Origin of the sequence: Janthinobacterium sp. FT14W (genome assembly GCF_009208755.1) — a bacterium.
Taxonomy (GTDB): domain Bacteria; phylum Pseudomonadota; class Gammaproteobacteria; order Burkholderiales; family Burkholderiaceae_D; genus Janthinobacterium; species Janthinobacterium violaceinigrum.
The window spans coordinates 19,564-37,592 of sequence record NZ_WFLL01000020.1; the positions used below are offsets into that span (position 1 = coordinate 19,564).

Here is an 18,029-nt window from a genome sequence, read left to right on the forward strand (position 1 = left end):
GTTTATTCCTTGGAAGTCGATGCTGCTTTCGCGGCGATCTTGGCGTCTTTTGCTTCAGGTTTCGCCGGGGCGACAGGTGCGGTCGGGTCGAAGTCCATGGCCACCATCTGCGGCGTCACGGGCGCGCCGGGACGCACGCGCTGCAAGCCGTTGACGACGATCTTCTCGCCGGCCTTGAGGCCTTCGCGCACCACGCGCAAGCCGTCCGAATTCGGGCCCAGCTTGACGGCGCGGTATTCGGCCTTGTTGTCGGCGCCCACCACGTACACGTATTTGCGGCTCTGGTCCGTGCCGACGGCGCGGTCGGAGATCAGCAGCGCCGTGCTTTGCGCCTGCGGGCCGTTGCCGCCGTCGAGCTGGATGCGCGCGAACAGGCCCGGCACCAGCTGGCGCTCGGCATTGGCGAAGGTGGCGCGCATGCGCACGCTGCCCGTGGCCGGATCGAGCTGGTTGTCGACGAATTCCAGCTTGCCTTCATGCGGGAAGCCCGTTTCGTTGGCCAGGCCCACCTTGACGGTGACGGGCGTGCCCTTTTGCGCCGTGCCGGCCACGCGCAGATACGTATCTTCATCGCCGTCGAAGCTGGCGTAGATGCGGTCCGTCGACACCACGGAGGTGAGGATGGCGGAAGCGTCGATCAGGTTGCCGACGGTGATTTCCGCCTTGCTGACGCGGCCGCTGATCGGCGCCTGCACCTGCGTGTACGACAGGTTCAGCCTGGCCGCTTCATACGCCGCTTGCGCCGAGCGGGCGTTGGCGTCCAGCTCTTTCAGGCCCGAGGCCTTTTCATCGAATTCGCGCTGGGCGATGGCTTTTTCGGCCAGCAGCTTTTCGGCGCGCGACAGTTCCAGCTTGGCCAGTTCCGCCTTGGCGCGGGCCGAGGCGGCCGTGCCTTCGGCGCGCGACACTTCGGCCTGGAATGGACGCGGATCGATGACGAACAGCACGTCGCCTTTTTTGACTTCGCTGCCCGGCTTGAAGTTGACGGCCGTGATGAAGCCGCCGACACGGGAGCGGATTTCCACGCGCTCGATCGCCTCCAGGCGGCCCGAGAATTCCTGCGTTTCCGTGATCTGTTTTTCCACCACGGCGGCGGCCGAGATGGGCGGGCCGCCGGCCGCTGGCGCGTCGGGCACCTTGCTGTTGGCCGAATCGCAGCCGGCCAGGCTCACTGCCACCAGTCCTGCCAGCGCCAGCGAGGCAGCCAGGGGCTTCAGCAGAGTGGAAAATTGTTGAACGTTTTTCATTTTATTTCCCTGTTTTATGAAAATTTCTAATGGTATGGGCGGCAGGAAGCAACCCAGCTTAAAAGTGGAAACTGCAGTGAATGGTGTTGCCATGGCGCCCGACGGCGCTCGATCAAAGGTAAACAGGCCGCCAGCTGCTTAAAAGCGGACGGGGACGACGAAGCTGGCTGTGCGAACGCACAACTCAGGCAGGAAGGGAACTACACTGCGTAGTGTAGAAACCAAAACTCAAAAAGTAAACTGATTAGTGTAAGTTTTTTTGCGGTGCCGCGGATGGCGGCGTCATGACTCGGGCTCCTGCCCCAGTCCGGCGACGAAACTGCTAATTTCGCTCAATACTTGCACCTTGCACGCGCACTCATTGCGGGCGGTGGCGTCTTGCAGCGGCGCGGCGGCCATGCGCCGCACGGTGGTCTTGATGCCGCAGGCGATCAATTTACTGCCGTATTGTTCAGCCTCGTCGCGCAATGGATCGTCTTCGCTGGACAAGATCAAGGCTGGCGGCAGGTTCTTCAGGCGGCTCGACTGCAATGGCGACGCGTACGGATGGGTACGGTCTGCGGCATTCGGCAGGTAGCCGCGGTAGGCGGCGGCGCACTGGTCGGCCACTTCCGCCAGGTCAGGGCATGTCGGCAAGGTGCGCATCGAGCACGTCGACAGGCCGGGATCGAGCATCGGCATGATCAGCACCTGGCCCGCGAGGGGCGGTCCGCCCCGGTCGCGCGACATCATCGCGCATACGGCGGCCAGGTTGGCGCCCGCCTCGATGCCCGAGACCACCATCTGCTTGCCCGTCCAGCCCAGCTTGGACTTGTTCTTCTTTGCCCACAGCAGCACGGCATGCGCGTCTTCCACGGCGGCGGGGAATGGCCGCACCTTGGCCAGCGTGTAGTTCGCGGCCAGCACCACGTGGTCGGGGTTGCTCAGCACGAGGCAGCGCAGGAAGTCGTCCGCATCGTCCAGGTCGCCGTCGACAAAGCCGCCGCCATGGAAGAAGACCATCAGGTTCGGCTGCTTGGCGCCCGCCACGCCGGCCGTGTAGAGGCGCGCGCCCAGCGCATCCTGCGCGCCCTGCACCTGGATGTCGCGTATCGTCAGCGACTGCTCAGGCGCCACTTCGACCGCAGTGTCGGCAACGCTCATTGCGCCACCACGGGCTGCACCGCAGCATCGAGCATGGTGTCGTTCAGGCACAACAGGGCGGTGCCGCCCACTTCATGGGTCAGGGCGCTATAACCGCTGGCTTCGCTTTGCGCCGCCAGTGAATATGCATCCGTCGAAACCATCGCGGCCAGAGCAAGCGCAACCGCAACCAGTGCGGGTACTGCAAAGTTTCCATTCCGATGACCCATGATTTTTCTCCTGTGAACTTCCTGCGGCAATCATTTTATGCTGCAGTACAACAACTATAGACTTGATCTACAATCTGATAAAGAGTGCAATGGCGAATTGATTGTTCAGAATTCTGAATAATCGCGCAAAAAGTGATAAGGAATCAAGTGAACAAGCTGCAAGCCATGGAAGTTTTCATCCAAGTCGTCGATGCGGGCGGCTTTACGCGGGCGGCGGAAAACATGCAGTTGCCGAAAGCCACCGTCTCGACCCTGATCCAGTCGCTGGAAACGAGCCTGTCGGTTAAGTTGCTCAACCGCACCACGCGCCACGTCAGCATCACCTCCGACGGCGCCGCCTATTACGAACGCTGCGTGCGCATCCTGTCGGACGTGCGCGAGGCGGAGGAATCGCTGTCGCGCACGCGCCTGAGCCCCAGCGGGCGGCTGCGCGTGGACGCGCCCACGGCCCTGGCCAGCGAACTGATCATCCCCGCCCTGCCCGACTTCTTCGCCCGCTACCCCGACATCTCGCTGGAACTGGGCTGCAGCGACCGCCCCGTCGACCTGATCGAGGAAGGCGTCGATTGCGCCGTGCGCGGCGGCGAGCTGGGCGACCTGAACCTGATCGCGCGCCGCGTCGGCGTGCTGCATTTCATCACCTGCGCCGCGCCCGGCTACCTGGCGCGGTACGGCACGCCGCTGCACCCGAACGACCTGGCGCAGCACCGGGGCGTGAATTTCTTCTCCGCCAAGACGGGCAAGACCTTCGACTGGGATTTCACGCGCGCCGGCGAACGCATCCAGATGTCCATGCCCAGCCATATCGCCCTGAACGACTCGAACGCCTACGCGGCCGCCGGCCTGGCGGGCCTGGGCATCGTGCAGATGACGCATTTCATGCTTGCGCCGCTGATGGAACAGGGCAAAATGGTGGAATTGCTGGGCGATTGGGAATCCGACCCGCTGCCCATCCACGTGATCTATCCGCCCAACCGCCACCTGTCCGCCAAGGTGCGCGTGTTTGTCGAATGGGTTGCCGACATGTTTACCAACCACCCGGCCACGCAACTGAAAGGCAAGAGCAGCCTTCCCGGCGCGCGCGCCACCCAGACCGAGGCCCAGCCATGACCGCAGCAAGCACATCGTCCCACCGCATCGTCTTCCTCGACCGCGACAGCCTGATCGCCACCGTGCGCCCGCCCGCCTTCGCGCACCGCTGGGAAGAGCATGCGCACACCCGGGGCAGCGCACAGACGGTGCAACGCCTGCAGGGCGCCACCATCGCCATCACGAACAAGGTGCCGCTGCGCGCAGCCGAGCTGGCGCAATTGCCGGACCTGCAAATGATCGCCGTGGCCGCCACGGGCACGGATATCCTCGACCTGGCCGCCTGCCGCGAGCGGGGCATCGTGGTGGCGAATATCCGCGACTACGCGCGCGCCACCGTGCCCGAACATACGCTGGCCCTGATGCTGGCCCTGCGCCGCCAGCTCGTTGCCTACCGCGCCGACGTGGAAGCGGGACTGTGGCAAGCGTCCGACCGCTTCTGCCTGTTCGGCCACCCCATCCGCGATCTGGCGGGCAGCCGCCTGGGCTTGCTCGGTTATGGCGCGCTGGGCAAGTCCGTGGCCCAGCTGGGACGCGCCTTCGGCATGCAGGTGATCGTGCACAACCGTTCGCCCATCAATGAGGATGGCGTGCAGGAAGTGGGCTTCGACGCTTTGCTGGCCACGTCCGACGTGCTGAGCCTGCACCTGCCGCTGACGGACAAGACGCGCAACATCATCGGGGCACAGGAACTGGCGCGCATGCAGCCCACGTCGCTATTGATCAACACGGCGCGGGGCGGCCTCGTCGACGAGGCGGCGCTGGCCGACGCCCTGACACGCGGCGTCATCGCCGGCGCCGGCTTCGACGTGCTGTCCAAGGAACCGCCGCCGCCCGACAACCCGCTTTTAAATTTGCGCCTGCCCAACTTCCTCCTCACGCCCCATACGGCCTGGGCCAGCGGCGAAGCCATGCAGAAGCTGGCCGACATCCTGATCGCCAACGTGGAAGCATTTGAACGGGGCGCGCCCACGAACGTGGTGGCATGAGCGTCTTGAACGAGCTCGATGCACTGCTGGGCCTGGACGGCGACGAATACGACCGCCTCGACCTGTTCCTCGAAGCGGACGAGCTGATCGGGGAACTGCAGCCGGCCGACGTGCCGCCGCTGCTGGCCCTGTGGCCGCAGCGCAGCCTGAACTGGCAGCAACGCTACACGCAGGCGAGCACCGGCATCGACGGCGCCGTGCTGCGCGCCCTGCTGGCCGGTTTGCTGCAGATCAGGGAGTCCAACCACGGCGTGCTTGAATTGATGTCGCGCCTGCCGCCCGTCGCCGACAAATCTGCCCTCAGCGACGCCCTGCTCGCCTACGCCGAGCAAGCCTGGCATGCAGACCCGGCACGGCACCGGCAAATCCAGATGAGCTGCTGGAGCTGCGGACTGTCGGGCCGGCTGTTGAAGCGGCTGGGGCTGTCTGCCTGGAAGGATGCGGGGCTGTAGCGGCCACGGCCAGCCCCGCCAGCGGACGGCAAAAGATTGCGGCGGGGCTGACCTGCATCGCTTCCGTCATGACAAGCCCTCCTGGGCGGCGACCTTCTTCAGCACGCGGACCAGCCGGCGTTCATGGCGGCCCACGGCATCCCAGTCCCAGGCATCGGGCGAGCCGAATTCCGGATAATGGGACTGCCATTTTTCCGCGCGTTTTTGCGAATTGGCGCCCACGTTCGACGCCAGGCCCTTGCCGCCGGACAGGCGCAGATACACGCGGATGACGCCCCAGCCTTCGCAGACATAACGATACGTGCGGCCAGCGCACTTGGCAGGATCGAGCGCGATACGGCGCGGAGCGAACGGCCCGGCCATGTCAGGATAGTGGACGGCCAGCAGCACGCAGCTGTCGCCTTCCCGCTCCAGCCTGGCCGCAAACGCACACAGCTCCGCAGGCGACCGGAAGTACAGCGTTTCCCGTTCCGGCTCCGAATAGGCTTGCGCCACGGCCACGCCGGGCTTGGCAAAGATCGCCTCGGCCATGGCCGCGATACCTGCTTCTGACATTGCCACAACGCTACCCTTTTCCTTGATTTGCCGCAATACCTGCGGCGATGGCCGCCATCCTAGCATGGCAGCTTGCCCGTGCGCGCAGGCACGCGGATCAGCGCCGGGGCCTGCTGAAAAATTCCCAGATCACCTCATTCGCGTCGGTGGCGCGCATGGTCGGCCTGCCAGCGCAAGCCAGCGAGGAAAGCGAGCACCTGGCGCGCGATGGCCAGGTGGTCTTCCACCAGCAAGATGCTCAAGCGAGGCTTGTTCATGGATTGCCGGCAATGCGCGCATACAGCCAGAAGTTGCCGGATTTTCCACGGATCTGGCGGTAGCAGCGCAAATAGCCTTCCCGCGCGAAAGCGCAGCGTTCGAGCACGCGGATCGAACGTTCATTGCTCTCCAGTACGGCCGCCTGGATGCGCACGAAGCCGTGGCGCTGCAAGCCCCAGTCCGCGACAGCGTTCACGAGGGACGTAGCCACGCCCTGCCCCCACACGGCGGGCGCCAGGTCGTACGCGATCTCCGCCGTGCGGTGCTGCGGGGAAATCGCATTGAAACCGATGGTGCCCACCAGCTGGCCGCCATCGCGCAGCACCACGGCAAGGCGCATGGGCGACGCAGGCTCGGCCGATGCATAGGCATCGAAATTCGGCAGCAGGTCGCCGATGCCCCGCAAATCCCAGCTCGTGTGCTCCACGACGGCGGGATCGGCCAGGTACGCATACCAGGCGCGCGCATCGTCGCGCTGCAGGTGGCGCACGGTTACCAGGGCATGGGGGGAAACAGGCAGATCGGCGGTTTTCATCGCGTTGCCCCCGCGTCAGCCGAGCGGGCAGCCATCGGCCAGCCAGGCGTGAAAATCATCGGCGACCCACTCGAAATCGTCGCGCTGCATGGAGCCGTGCCCCACCAGGTACACGGCGCGGTCGCCGCCATCGAGCGCCAGCATGACGGCGCGCCCGCCGCTGTCGTCGCCGATGGTCACGTAGCCGGGGCAGGCTTGCTGCGTGTCATAGGTTTCGTTACGCTCCCGCAAGCTCTCTGCGCCGTACAGCAATACCTGTTCGCCGCGCATGCCCTCGTGCCCGTCCTCGATAAAACCCAGGTAGTGCGCCGGCAAGGCGTGGCCCAGCCAGCGCTGGAGCGCATCGATGGCTTGCCCGCTCACCCGGCGGCCTTGCGCCGCGCTTCCCACTCGCGCCGCAGCAAGCCGTACAGGGCCGTATCGCTGACCTGGCCGCCGACGATCCACCGTTCGGGCAAGAAACCTTCCTTGTTAAAACCCTGCCGCTCCAGCGCGCTGGCCGACCCCGTATTGAACGGGTCGATATCGGCTTCCAGGCGGTTCAGGTCGCGCTCGATGAATGCATATTCCAGCAGCGCCGTCAGCGCTTCCTGCATATAGCCCTTGCCCCAGTGCGGGCGCGCCAGCGCATAGCCGATTTCGGCGCGGCGGTTCTGGCGGTGCTCGGAAAACAGGCTGCAGCTGCCGATGTATCCGCCCGTCGCCTTCAGCGTGACGGCGAAGCGGAAATAGTCTTCCCTCTCGAAGGCGGCGATATCCTCGGCAAGCTTGCTTGCGGCGATGCTGGCGTCTTGCCAGGGCGGTTCGCTGAAATAGCGCATCACTTCCGGGTCGGAATGCATGGCGAACAAGTCCGCCTCATCCGATGCCTGCGGTTTGCGCAGGATCAGGCGCTCAGTGGTGAGGATTTTCGTGTAGGCCATGCCACTCCAATCTGGATTCAAATGATCGATGCCTATTATTCCATGCAACTATAACGATGTGGCAACTTTGTGCGCGTGCTTTTAATGTAGTATGGCAATATTTTCCACATATCATAGATGCAACTTCATGATACGCCCATGGACGCAATAAAGGACGCCGCCAATCACAATGCACGGGATACCGGCGCCCTCCCGGCGCAGCCCGGGGCCTCGGGCAGCCATAGACGGCCGCTGATCGTGTGGGCCAGCATCGCCTTCTTTTGCATGTGCGCCATGCTGCTGGGCATGACCATCTGGATCGTCTGGTCTTCGCGCGAAGTGCGCCTGCGCGAAGCCAGGGCGACGACGGAACACATGGCGGGCACCCTGGCCACGCAAGCGTATATGGAACTGGAAATCGCCGACGTCATGCTGGAAGATATCGTCGAACAGATCCGGCGCGAAGGCAATAGCGACGCGACGGGCGCGCGCCTGCAATCGCATCTGCAGCAGCTGTCGCGGAATATCGTGGAAATTAACGGCGTCTACATTTTTGACCGCCAGGGAGAGTGGCTTGCCGCCTCGTCCGGTGTCCAGCAGGACGGCAACAATGCCGACCGCAATTACTTTATCTATCACAAGACGCATACAGGGTTAAGCAGCCACATCAGTGCCCCCGTGCTCAGCAAATCAAGCGGGCAATGGGTCTTGCCCGTGTCGCGCCGGGTCGAAGCGGCGGACGGCTCGTTTGCCGGCGTGGTGCTGATCACCTTGGGGCTCGATTCCTTCGAGCGCGTCTACGCCACGCTCAATCTCGGCAATACGGGCACGGCCTTCTTTGCCCTCGATGACGGCACGCTGATCTACCGGCGGCCCTTCCAGGCCGACGTCATCGGCATGGATATCTCTTCGGGCGCACTCTTGCGCGCCTACCGCGAAAAAGGGCCTGCCGGCACGGCGATGATGACGGCGAAAGTGGACGAAATCGAGCGGCTGTACAGCTATCGCCACCTGCAGCGCTTTCCCCTCATCGTGGCGGCGGGCTTGTCCAGGGAAGATATCTTTGCCGAATGGCAAAGGCTGAGCATTCAAATCGTGCTGGCGTCGCTGGCGGCGGGGGCGGCGCTGATCTACCTGTTCCGCAAGCTGATGCGCCAGCTTGCGCTGCGCGACCGTATCGAGGCCAGCCTGCGCCTGGCCACAACGCAGTTGCAGCGCGCCAATGCGGACCTGGCAGCGCGGGCCTCGCAGGACGGCTTGACGGGGCTGGCCAACCGCCGTTGTTTCGATGAAACGCTGGCCCTGGAATTGAAGCGCGCCCAGCGCAGCGGGAACGGGGTGTCGCTGATCATGCTCGACGTGGATTTCTTTAAAAAATTTAACGACCAGTATGGCCACGTGGCGGGCGACGGTTGCCTGCAAGCCGTTGCGGGCGCCGTGGCGCACAGCGTCGGGCGGACCGAAGACCTGGCGGCCCGCTACGGCGGCGAAGAGTTCGCCGTCATCATGCCCGGCACCGGCGCCGCGGGCGCGCGGGAAGTTGCCGAAGCCATCCGGGCGGCCGTGGAAGCGTTGCAGATCCCGCATGCGGCCAGCGCCAACGGCGTCGTCACCGTCAGCCTGGGCGCCGCCACGCTCCATCCGGAACAGGACCACCCCACCGACAGCAGCGCGCTGATACGCCAGGCCGACGCCTTGCTGTACCAGTCGAAAAACAGCGGCCGCAATCGCGTCAGCAGCGACGCGCCGGCAACATGAGGCCAGCCATGTCCATCCCTAAAAAAATCCACCTCAGCATGCCGCTCGCCATCGCCGCGCTGGCCGTCTGGCTGGGCCTGACCGTGGGCGGCCGCTGGCTGGAATCGGCCGGCCGCGCGCCCCTGGGGGCAACGGTGACCGGCGGCATCGGCCTGTCGTGGGCGCTGGCCGCCGTGTTCGCGCTGGCGCTGCTGCTGGCGTCAAGCCGGCGCCGCGCGGCTGGCCTGTGCGCGCCGCCGCTGAAAACGCTGTGGCTCGTCTGGCCGCCCCTGCTGTATGCCTTGCTGATGCTGTTGCTGGCCTGGGCCGGCGGCTGGCCCCAGCCGCGCGTGCTGCTGATCGTCGCCTGCAATGCGGCGCTGGTGGCCATCTCGGAAGAACTGATGTTCCGCGCCATTTTGCTGCAAGGCATGCTGGACCGCTACGCCGTCTGGCCGGCCGTCCTGATGTCGTCGGCGCTGTTCGGCCTGGCCCACACGGCCAACGGCCTGGCCACGGGCGACGTCAGCGGCGCCGTGTGGCAAGCCATCGCCGCCACCTTGCAGGGTGTCGGCTATGCGGCCATCCGCCTGCGCACGCGCTCGGTATGGCCGATGGTGCTCGTGCATGGGCTGTGGGACTACGCGCTCGTGACGGCCACCTTGCCGCACCCGGCCGAAGACGGCGCCTCGATCCTGCCCTATGTCGCGCTGCTGGCCGTGCTGCCCCTGTGCCTGTACGGCGTCTACCTGCTGCGCCCCAGCCAGCGCGCCGCCATGACGCTGTCCGATGCGGCCGCATAGCGCAACAGGCATGGTCAGCGCACGCCACCCGCATGACGCGGCAAGATTTTTTTGATTTATTGAAGGAGTAGCATGGCGTTTTTTTCACGTGATTACGAAGTCTTCCTGCTGCTGGCCGCGCCCGATGCCGCGCCGCTGTGGGAGGCGGCGCAATGGACGCCGTTCGCCGCCAGCCTCGATGGCATCGTGGTACAGGCGGGAATGCGGGGCAAGGCCGGCGTGCGCAGCCTGCAATACACGCCCAAGGGCAAGCCGGTTTCCTTTGGCCGCCTGGGCTGGGACGAGAAATCGCATGCGAAGTGGACGCACGGGCCGGCAACGACGGAGGCGCGCTTCATGAGCCTGGAAGCGTGGGCGCCCGCCTGGACCACCTGCGAAAAGGACGGCCAGGCGCCCGATTTGTTCCTCGCCCTGGTCAACGAATCGCTGCTGGGCCTGGCCGGCAAGCCCTTGCAGTTCGGCCAGCGCCTGGTGTGCGCCATCGCCACGGACCTGGGTCCCGCAGCGGCCGCCACCGTGCGGCAATCGCTGGCGCAACTGGCCGCGCAGCAAGACGCCGTCGTCTTCGCCCACACGCGGCGCCAGTGGGGCAGCGCCTCGCCGTACGGCGGTTTCACGCACGCCATCCAGGACATGCCGATCGGCGGCCTGTTCCGGCAAGACGACCCGCATGCGCACCCTCTCGACGGGGATGCGTTCAGCGAGCCGTGGACGCGCCTCGGCCCCGCTTGACAGCGCGGCCCATCGCATGGCATCGTTGCATCATGCAACCGACCTATACCCCCCTGCCCTCCATTATTGCCGCCATTTCAACGATGGTGGCTTAGCAGGAGTGTCGTTGCCAAAGCCGCCCGAGAGGCGGCTTTGATTTGCAGTCACTGGTCAAAACGTCTCGCAGGCTTGATGTCCCTTTCTAGCGAGCGCCCATGCATACCACGTCCAGTCCTGCCGCCCCTTCCGCCCCCACCCTGCACCTCGTGTGCGGCAAGATCGCCTCGGGCAAATCCACCTTGAGCGCCCGGCTGGCCAGCGCGCCGCATACGGTGCGCGTCAGCGAAGACAGCTTGCTGGCGCAGCTGTATCCGGGCCAGATCGCCAGCCTGGCCGACTATGTGGCATGCGCGGCGCGGCTGCGCGCAGCCATCGCGCCGCTATGCTTGCACATGCTGCAGGCGGGCGTGTCCGTCGTCCTCGATTTCCCCGCGAATACGCCGGCCAGCCGCGCCTGGATGCGCGACTTGTTCCAGCAGGCGGGCACGCCGCACGTGCTGCACTACCTGGACGTGCCGGACGATACATGCAAGGCGCGCTTGCACCTTCGCAATGAAAGCGGACTGCACCCGTTCTCCACCAGCGATGCGCAATTTGATGCAATCACGCGCCACTTCGTGCCGCCCGACGCATCGGAGGGGTTTCACATCGTGCGCGTGGCGGCTTAAAACGTTCCCGGCAGCAAAATCTTCTTGTCCACCCGCTGCAAGTCGCGCAAGCCGCAGAACGCCATCGTCAGGTCCAGCTCGTTGCGGATGATGTCCAGGCACTTGGTGACGCCCGGCCCGCCCATGGCGCCCAGGCCGTACAAAAACGGACGGCCGATGTACACGCCCCTGGCGCCCAGGGCCACGGCCTTGATCACGTCCTGGCCCGAGCGGATGCCGCCGTCCATGTGCACTTCGATCTGGCTGCCGACGGCGTCGACGATGGCGGGCAAGGCTGCGATCGACGATTGCGCGCCATCGAGCTGGCGTCCGCCGTGGTTCGAGACGATCAGCGCGTCGGCGCCGCTTTCCACGGCCAGGCGCGCATCTTCCGGGTCCATGATGCCCTTGATGATCAGCTTGCCGCCCCAGCGCTGCTTGATCCATTCCACGTCCGCCCACGACAGGCTCAGGTCGAACTGCTGCTGCGTCCAGGCCGACAGCGACGACATGTCGGACACGGACGTGGCGTGGCCGACGATGTTGCCGAAGCCGCGCCGCTTCGTGCCCAGCATGCCCGCCACCCAGCGCGGCTTGGTGGCCATGTTAATGATGTTGGGAATGGTGAGTTTCGGCGGCGCCGACAGGCCGTTGCGCAAGTCCTTGTGGCGCTGGCCCAGCACCTGCAAGTCCAGGGTCAGCACCAGCGCGCCGCACTTGGCGGCCTTGGCGCGGTCGATCAGGCGGTTGATGAATTCGCGGTCCTTCATCACGTACAGCTGGAACCAGAACGGTTTCGTCGTGTTGGCCGCCACGTCCTCGATCGAGCAGATGCTCATGGTCGACAGGGTGAACGGCACGCCGAAGCGCTCGGCGGCCTGGGCCGCGAGGATTTCGCCATCCGCATGCTGCATGCCCGTCAGGCCCGTGGGCGACAGGGCCACCGGCATCGAGACGTGCTGGCCCACCATGGTCGAGGCCAGGCTGCGGTTTTCCAGGTTGACGGCCACGCGCTGGCGGAACTTGATCCTGGCGAAATCGCTGCTGTTGGCCCGGTACGTCGATTCCGTCCAGGAGCCGGAATCGGCGTAGTCGTAAAACATGCGCGGCACCCGTTTCTGGGCCAGCACGCGCAAGTCTTCGATGCAGGTGATGATACTCATGCGTTTCCTCGGTCGATGGCAAGTCGAACCATGATCGTGCATTTGCCCGCAATTGTCTATCCGGCGGGCAATGCCGCCGGACCTGGCGCCACACTTACCAGTCGCGCGCGCCGAGGATTTTCTCGCCCAGTTCGCTCAACTGCGCCTGCGGATAGCGCAGCTTTTCCTTTTCCTCGGGGTCGCCGGGAAACGCATAGCCTTGCGGCGCGCTGCGCTCGCGCCAACTTTGCACGCGCCAGTCGCGCAAGGTCTGGTTGTCTTCCTGGGCGGGCGTAAAGGAAATGTACTGCGCCAGGCGCACCTGGTCCGTGGACGTGTTCGGGCGGATGCCATGCGCCAGCAGGCTGTTAAAGATCAACAACTCCCCTTTCTTCATGGCGATGAATTCCATTGGATACGGCACCGTCGCCAGGTCCGGCTGCCACGGGTTGCGGTCCAGGGGCACGGTCTTGCGCCACGCCAGCAAATTATTGAACAGTTCCGGATAGCACTGGAAACCGCCGCTGTCGGGCGAAGTGTCGGACAGGGCCAGCACGCCCTGCACGTTGACGGGCAGCGGGTCCAGCGTGGTGTCGGCATCCCAGTGGATGAAGCCGCCGAACTTGCGCTTGCCATTGTTGGGCGTGTTCAGGTTGGCGCGGTCGATGGTCACCCACAGGTCTTCGCGGTCCCAGATGTCGACGAAGGCGTCGTAGACGCGCTGGGTCTGGCGGTTATCCCACAGGGTCTGGTTATGGTAGGCCTCGACCATGCCCGAGCCGTTGAGCTCTTGCATCGCGTGGTCGCGCAACTGGCCGTGGTTCCAGGTGGAAGCATCATGCTGGTCGAGTCCCTGGAATTCCCACAGAAAATCCGTGGTGCGGCGCACCTGTTCGGGCGGCACGGCATCCTTGACGATGACGTAGCCGTAGGTTTGCCAGTGCAGGAAATCGCTGTCGGACAGCACGCGCAGCGGCAGCTGCTTGCGGATGTCGCGCAACTGCGTCTGTTCCGTGTAAGCCACGGACGGGTTGCCGGGACGGCCTACGCCGTATTGCGGGTTGACGTGCTGAACCTGGTTTTGCATCGCTGTCTCCTGTGTTGGTGTGAGACGGATTGTGCGACGGAAGCTCGGGAGAAAATGCGTGCGCAGCAACCAATACTGGTACTATCCTGACTACCACAACGCTTCAAACGTCACAATGACGCCTTTATTCGAACAAGTCACGATACCGACGGGCCACTCCTGGGGCTTGCTGTGGCGCGAACTCGACACCATCCCCTTCATCTGGCATTACCGCCCGCAGTTCGAACTGACCTTGACCGTCAATGCCCGGGGACAACGCTACATCGGCGACCACCTGGGCGATTTCGAACCGGGCGACCTGGTGCTGCTGGGGCCGAATTTGCCGCACACGTGGTCGGCCAGCGAGCGCATCGACGGCGCGCAGCCCATGCTGGCCGTCGTCGTGTGGTTTTCCTTGGAATGGGTGGAGCAGCTGGCGGCCTGTTTTCCGGAATTGCACAGCTTGCGGCAACTGGCGGCCCGCGCCGGCCCGGCCCTGCATTTTTCAGCGGACACGAGCGCGCGCAGCGCGGCCAGGCTGCTGCAGCTGCATGCGCTGCCCGTGCCGCAGCGCTTGCCGCTGCTGCTCGGCGTGCTGCTGGACCTGGCGGACGATGGCGACGCGCGGCCGCTGGCCTCGACCGCGCAGGCGGCGCTGCCCGACGGGCAGCAAAGGCGCATGGCCAGCGTGTTTGACTTCATGCACGCGCATTTTCGGGAAGAGATTGCCCTGGAAACGCTGGCGCAGCGGGCGGCCCTGTCGCTGGGCGCCTTTCACCGCGGCTTCAAGCGCCACGCGCATTGCACGCCGGGCGAGTACCTGGCGCGGCTGCGCATCGGCCGCGCCTGCCAACAGCTGATCGAAAGCGACCTGGCCATTGCCGCCATCGCGCAGGAGGCAGGCTACCGCAACCTCGCGCATTTCAACCGCCAGTTCCGCGCCGCCAAGCAAGTCACGCCGCGCGCATTTCGCCTGCAATACCGGCGCGGCGCCAAACGCGCAGCGTAAAACCATTCGGAAACGAAAAAGGGGATCAGATTTTACAATCTGACCCCCGATATTCTGGTGCGGCTGGCAGGAATTGAACCCACGACCCCTTGGTTCGTAGCCAAGTACTCTATCCAGCTGAGCTACAGCCGCCTAAGACAAGATTATAGCAGGGCTTTGCAGAATGGCAAAGGGCGCGGCGGCGATATTTCACAATTGACGGCCACCCCTGTTTTGCGGCGGCGCGCGCATGCCGCACAGTTATCTATTTAGTCATATTTATTTTTCAACTGCGGCGCAAAACCGACACGCACATTACTTCTTCATCATTATTAATGCATCAAGGAAAAATAAATTGCAATTCATGGAAAACTTTGAGAATGTTTACTTGCAGTAATTTCAAAAAAAATACCAAGGGGATGTCATGAAAATAAACTTGCATAAATTACCTCTGGCCGCCGCCTGCGCCGCCGCCCTCATGCTTGCCGCCTGCGGCGGCAGCAGCAGCTCTGCCGACCCGGTTGCGCCCGTTGCACCCATTCCTCCCGTCGTGCCCGTCGTGCCGCCGCCGGCCACGACGCTCAGCGGCACGGCCGCCGTCGGCGCGCCCGTCTCGGGCAGCGTGATCGCCATCGACAGCAAGGGCAAAGTGTCCGTCGCCGTCAGCACCGGCGCCGGCGGCGCCTATACGCTCGACGTGGGCGGCATGACGCCCCCCTTTCTCCTGAGCATCACCGGCACGGCCGGCGGCAAGCAGGTGACCATGAATTCCATCGCCGCCGCAGCGGGGCAAACCGTCAATATCACGCCGCTGACGGACCTGATCGTCTCCGCGGCGTCGGGCCAGCCCGGCGGCGCTGCCCTGGCCAGCGTCTGCGCGCCCGTTGCCAATGCCGTCCCGGCCGCCTGCACCGCGGCACTGGCCAGTGCCGCAACCCAGCAACGGCTCGATGCGGCCGTCGCCGCAGTCGTCGCCATGATCAAACCGATTAACACCAGCAACACCAATCCGCTGACGGGCGCCTTTGTTGCCAACGGCACGGGCATGGATGCCGTGCTGGACCAGATCCTCGTCGCGCCCGCGGAAGCGCAAGGCGCCATGGCGACGGTCACCCTGATTGCCACCAACAGCACGCTGGGCAGTGTGACCTTGCCTGCCGCTGCCGGCGGCGCGTCGACGATACCCGCCGCGACGCCGCCATCGGATGCCGACCTGGCCAAGGCAAACGCTGCGGCCAGCGTCTTGCCGGAAATCCGCGCCTGCATGGCTTCGCTCAGCGCGCTGTATCCGAAGACGGGCTTTGTCGTGCCGTCGGCGGCGGCCGTGTCGCCGTTCATCGACGGCACGTTCAACATGGGTACGGCGGTAGGCAAGGCGGAAATCGTGTCGGCCCTGACCAGTACGGACCAGGCCGCCCATGCGGGGCTGACGATCGAAGCGCTGGGCTTGGCCAGCGTCAACATGCAACCGTTGAGCACCGACGAAATTGCCGCGCTGACCTCGTCGGCCAGCACCTCGACGACGCGCGTGGCGGACTTCATCGGCAATCGCCTGGGCGCCGGGGCGACGGCCATCGCCTTCACCGCAGGCAAGCCGAGCAGCGCATGGGTGCAGCTGCGCATCGGAACGGATGCGGGCATGCTCAACTGGAAGCTGGTCAAGACGAGCGACACCAGCGGCTGCGCCGGCGGCTGGAAACTGGCCGGCAGCGGCCACCTGGACATGCACATGAATGCGCGCATCCAGCGCAGCATCGACGGTGCAGGTGCAGCCAGCTTTGCGCGCGAATGGGCCGCGCACGTCGAACTCGACACCGTGCTGCAGGAAAATCCGGCCATCAACAGGATCGACGTGCGGGGCCCCGGCCTGACGACGTTCGGCGACTTCCAGACACCGGGCACGGCCGGCAGCAAACTGCAGCTGATCCTGCCGGCCACCGGTTACACCCACATGCGGATTGCCGACAGCAATGGCGCCGCCAGCGCTTTCTACAATAACGCCGAAGCGATCCAGAGCTGCCAGGACCTGGCCAGCCTGCCCGCCGGCACGCCGGGCCTGGGTGCCGGCACGGCCTGCATCGACGAGACGAAAGCGGCGCCCGGAAAAGTCTACGTCTGGACCCTGAAGACGCCGAACGGCGCCGTCAGCGCCTTCCCGTTCCAGATCAATGCCGTGCCGCTGTCGAAAGCGTTTGCCAAGGCTAACCAGGCCAGCCTGTTTGCCACGATCACCAGCATCACGCCGGCAAAACTGTCGTCCATTGCGGCCGCGGCCCTGCTCGACGGCGTGGTGACCTTCAACTACACGCAGTCTGCCGCCTACGGATCGAAAATGGATAATTGCGGCCTGTACCTGTTCAATAACGCCACGCCCGTGCTGAACGCGGAACAAAATGCCGTTGGACAAGAAACCTCGTGCACGTTCACGACCTCGGGGTTGAATGCCCTGGCGTCGAATGTGGCGGACCCGGCGCAACCGGGCGCCTCGCTGTTCAAGTTCACGGGCCCCGTGACGGCTGGCGGACTGTGGGTGACCACCATCGTCCTGGGCAACCAGGCGTCGTCGGGCCAGCCCTACCCGAACTGAGGCGGCATGCGCGGACTGCAGCGCGCCGCGATACCGGCGGCGCGCTGCAAGCGGCCGTTTCGCCGGACGAAAAAAAACCCGGAAAGCGAACTTTCCGGGTTTTTTTCACTACTGCTGATACTGGTGCGGCTGGCAGGAATTGAACCCACGACCCCTTGGTTCGTAGCCAAGTACTCTATCCAGCTGAGCTACAGCCGCAAACTCTGACACACTTCGCCGGACGGCGCGAAGCTTGAAACTTTCATCAACACGGAAATCCGATGCTGGCAATACTGGTGCGGCTGGCAGGAATTGAACCCACGACCCCTTGGTTCGTAGCCAAGTACTCTATCCAGCTGAGCTACAGCCGCAAAACTTCTACAACATTCCATCAACAACATGGAGGTGAAACTTGTTACAACAAAACCAGGCAAAGTCTGATTTTCAGTATTCTGGTGCGGCTGGCAGGAATTGAACCCACGACCCCTTGGTTCGTAGCCAAGTACTCTATCCAGCTGAGCTACAGCCGCGCAGGCAAACATTATAGCGTATTCATTTCGCTTTGAAAAGTTCGATTTTTCAATCGCTTAGCTGATTTTGCAGAATACCGCCCCGCACCATCAACCATCTTTTCACTGCCAAAAGCTTCGGCCTTGCACGCTGGATGCTGCCGCTTTCACAGTGGCATCCAGTGCATCGAGAAGTTGCTGTCTCGAAAGAAGCGGGATTATAGGGACTGCTCCCCGCCCTGTCCAGTGCTATCTGCAAGCAATGGCAAAGTGGCGGCGCCGGGGCCGCACCTGAGCGCGCAAGCGTGCGGTGGCGGCGCGCCGCTTGGGGCTACAATAACAGGCAGGCGGGGGCGCTTGCGCTAGCGCCTCCATCCACTTATCCATGACGGCTGGCAGACCCCATCATGACGCATTCGAA

The 18,029-nt window shown here is 64.4% G+C and carries 19 protein-coding genes and 4 tRNA genes; 9 read left to right on the top strand and 14 right to left on the bottom strand.

Going from position 1 to position 18,029, the window contains the following annotated elements:
• Positions 1 to 2 precede the first annotated feature (2 nt).
• The 3 genes from GCN74_RS14840 to GCN74_RS14850 form a co-directional block, all read right to left on the bottom strand.
• Complete coding sequence (locus tag GCN74_RS14840; RefSeq protein WP_152257399.1) at positions 3 to 1,247, bottom strand: efflux RND transporter periplasmic adaptor subunit; 1,245 nt, start codon at positions 1,245 to 1,247, stop codon at positions 3 to 5.
• A gap of 282 nt (positions 1,248 to 1,529) precedes the next feature.
• Entirely contained in the window at positions 1,530 to 2,390 is an 861-nt protein-coding gene (locus tag GCN74_RS14845; protein ID WP_152257400.1) for an alpha/beta hydrolase, read from the bottom strand.
• Positions 2,387 to 2,599, bottom strand: a complete 213-nt coding sequence (locus GCN74_RS14850; protein WP_152257401.1) for a hypothetical protein — start codon at positions 2,597 to 2,599, stop codon at positions 2,387 to 2,389. Before GCN74_RS14850 ends, GCN74_RS14845 begins: the two co-directional genes overlap by 4 nt.
• A 147-nt stretch (positions 2,600 to 2,746) precedes the next feature.
• On the opposite strand from GCN74_RS14850, the gene GCN74_RS14855 reads away from it, so the two are divergent.
• The 3 genes from GCN74_RS14855 to GCN74_RS14865 are packed head-to-tail and all read left to right on the top strand — an operon-like array spanning position 2,747 to position 5,129.
• Positions 2,747 to 3,709 carry a LysR family transcriptional regulator gene (locus GCN74_RS14855; protein WP_152257402.1) on the top strand — a complete coding sequence of 321 codons (963 nt, stop codon included), beginning with the start codon at positions 2,747 to 2,749 and terminating at the stop codon, positions 3,707 to 3,709.
• On the top strand, positions 3,706 to 4,677 hold the full coding sequence (locus tag GCN74_RS14860) for a D-2-hydroxyacid dehydrogenase (RefSeq protein WP_152257403.1): 972 nt from the start codon (positions 3,706 to 3,708) through the stop codon (positions 4,675 to 4,677). The genes GCN74_RS14855 and GCN74_RS14860 overlap by 4 nt, the downstream gene beginning before the upstream one ends.
• Positions 4,674 to 5,129 carry a hypothetical protein gene (locus GCN74_RS14865; protein ID WP_152257404.1) on the top strand — a complete coding sequence of 152 codons (456 nt, stop codon included), beginning with the start codon at positions 4,674 to 4,676 and terminating at the stop codon, positions 5,127 to 5,129. Before GCN74_RS14860 ends, GCN74_RS14865 begins: the two co-directional genes overlap by 4 nt.
• A 66-nt stretch (positions 5,130 to 5,195) precedes the next feature.
• On the opposite strand, the gene GCN74_RS14870 is transcribed toward GCN74_RS14865, so the two are convergent.
• From GCN74_RS14870 to GCN74_RS14890, 5 genes are all read right to left on the bottom strand, one after another.
• Positions 5,196 to 5,684 carry a hypothetical protein gene (locus GCN74_RS14870; protein ID WP_152257405.1) on the bottom strand — a complete coding sequence of 163 codons (489 nt, stop codon included), beginning with the start codon at positions 5,682 to 5,684 and terminating at the stop codon, positions 5,196 to 5,198.
• A gap of 134 nt (positions 5,685 to 5,818) precedes the next feature.
• Entirely contained in the window at positions 5,819 to 5,941 is a 123-nt protein-coding gene (locus GCN74_RS29550; protein WP_264372890.1) for a hypothetical protein, read from the bottom strand.
• Positions 5,938 to 6,477 (bottom strand): GNAT family N-acetyltransferase, encoded by a 540-nt coding sequence (locus tag GCN74_RS14880; protein WP_152257406.1) that lies wholly within the window; start codon positions 6,475 to 6,477, stop codon positions 5,938 to 5,940. Before GCN74_RS14880 ends, GCN74_RS29550 begins: the two co-directional genes overlap by 4 nt.
• Positions 6,478 to 6,492: 15 nt before the next feature.
• Entirely contained in the window at positions 6,493 to 6,840 is a 348-nt protein-coding gene (locus GCN74_RS14885; protein WP_193317093.1) for an SMI1/KNR4 family protein, read from the bottom strand.
• Complete coding sequence (locus GCN74_RS14890) at positions 6,837 to 7,400, bottom strand: GNAT family N-acetyltransferase (RefSeq protein WP_152257407.1); 564 nt, start codon at positions 7,398 to 7,400, stop codon at positions 6,837 to 6,839. The genes GCN74_RS14885 and GCN74_RS14890 overlap by 4 nt, the downstream gene beginning before the upstream one ends.
• 138 nt (positions 7,401 to 7,538) lie before the next feature.
• Here GCN74_RS14890 and GCN74_RS14895 point away from each other — a divergent pair, with 138 nt between their 5' ends.
• The 4 genes from GCN74_RS14895 (at position 7,539) to GCN74_RS14910 (ending at position 11,358) form a co-directional block, all read left to right on the top strand.
• The gene (locus GCN74_RS14895; RefSeq protein ID WP_193317094.1) at positions 7,539 to 9,137 is read left to right on the top strand and encodes a sensor domain-containing diguanylate cyclase; all 1,599 of its coding nucleotides are present in this window, start codon (positions 7,539 to 7,541) and stop codon (positions 9,135 to 9,137) included.
• Between the two features lie 8 nt (positions 9,138 to 9,145).
• Entirely contained in the window at positions 9,146 to 9,919 is a 774-nt protein-coding gene (locus GCN74_RS14900) for a CPBP family intramembrane glutamic endopeptidase (protein WP_193317095.1), read from the top strand.
• Positions 9,920 to 9,991: 72 nt separating this feature from the next.
• Entirely contained in the window at positions 9,992 to 10,651 is a 660-nt protein-coding gene (locus GCN74_RS14905) for a hypothetical protein (protein ID WP_152257410.1), read from the top strand.
• 194 nt (positions 10,652 to 10,845) lie between these two features.
• A complete protein-coding gene (locus tag GCN74_RS14910) occupies positions 10,846 to 11,358 on the top strand; it encodes an AAA family ATPase (protein WP_152257411.1) in 513 nt (170 codons plus the stop codon).
• On the opposite strand, the gene GCN74_RS14915 is transcribed toward GCN74_RS14910, so the two are convergent.
• Together GCN74_RS14915 and GCN74_RS14920 are read right to left on the bottom strand one after the other, a co-directional pair.
• Positions 11,355 to 12,500, bottom strand: a complete 1,146-nt coding sequence (locus tag GCN74_RS14915) for an alpha-hydroxy acid oxidase (RefSeq protein ID WP_152257412.1) — start codon at positions 12,498 to 12,500, stop codon at positions 11,355 to 11,357. The genes GCN74_RS14910 and GCN74_RS14915 overlap by 4 nt on opposite strands.
• Before the next feature lie 94 nt (positions 12,501 to 12,594).
• The gene (locus tag GCN74_RS14920; protein ID WP_152257413.1) at positions 12,595 to 13,566 is read right to left on the bottom strand and encodes a phytanoyl-CoA dioxygenase family protein; all 972 of its coding nucleotides are present in this window, start codon (positions 13,564 to 13,566) and stop codon (positions 12,595 to 12,597) included.
• Positions 13,567 to 13,681: 115 nt separating this feature from the next.
• Here GCN74_RS14920 and GCN74_RS14925 point away from each other — a divergent pair, with 115 nt between their 5' ends.
• The gene (locus tag GCN74_RS14925) at positions 13,682 to 14,554 is read left to right on the top strand and encodes a helix-turn-helix domain-containing protein (protein WP_152257414.1); all 873 of its coding nucleotides are present in this window, start codon (positions 13,682 to 13,684) and stop codon (positions 14,552 to 14,554) included.
• Positions 14,555 to 14,609: 55 nt separating this feature from the next.
• Here the strand turns inward: GCN74_RS14925 and GCN74_RS14930 are convergent.
• Positions 14,610 to 14,686 (bottom strand) — tRNA-Arg (locus tag GCN74_RS14930).
• A gap of 283 nt (positions 14,687 to 14,969) precedes the next feature.
• Here GCN74_RS14930 and GCN74_RS14935 point away from each other — a divergent pair.
• Positions 14,970 to 17,120: a hypothetical protein gene (locus GCN74_RS14935; protein WP_152257415.1), complete on the top strand. Its 2,151-nt coding sequence runs from the start codon at positions 14,970 to 14,972 to the stop codon at positions 17,118 to 17,120.
• 121 nt (positions 17,121 to 17,241) lie between these two features.
• On the opposite strand, the gene GCN74_RS14940 is transcribed toward GCN74_RS14935, so the two are convergent.
• From GCN74_RS14940 to GCN74_RS14950, 3 genes are all read right to left on the bottom strand, one after another.
• Positions 17,242 to 17,318: transfer RNA gene (locus GCN74_RS14940), tRNA-Arg, on the bottom strand.
• A 75-nt stretch (positions 17,319 to 17,393) separates the two neighbouring features.
• A tRNA-Arg gene (locus GCN74_RS14945) sits at positions 17,394 to 17,470 on the bottom strand.
• Positions 17,471 to 17,552: 82 nt separating this feature from the next.
• A tRNA-Arg gene (locus tag GCN74_RS14950) sits at positions 17,553 to 17,629 on the bottom strand.
• Between the last annotated feature and the right edge of the window lie 400 nt (positions 17,630 to 18,029).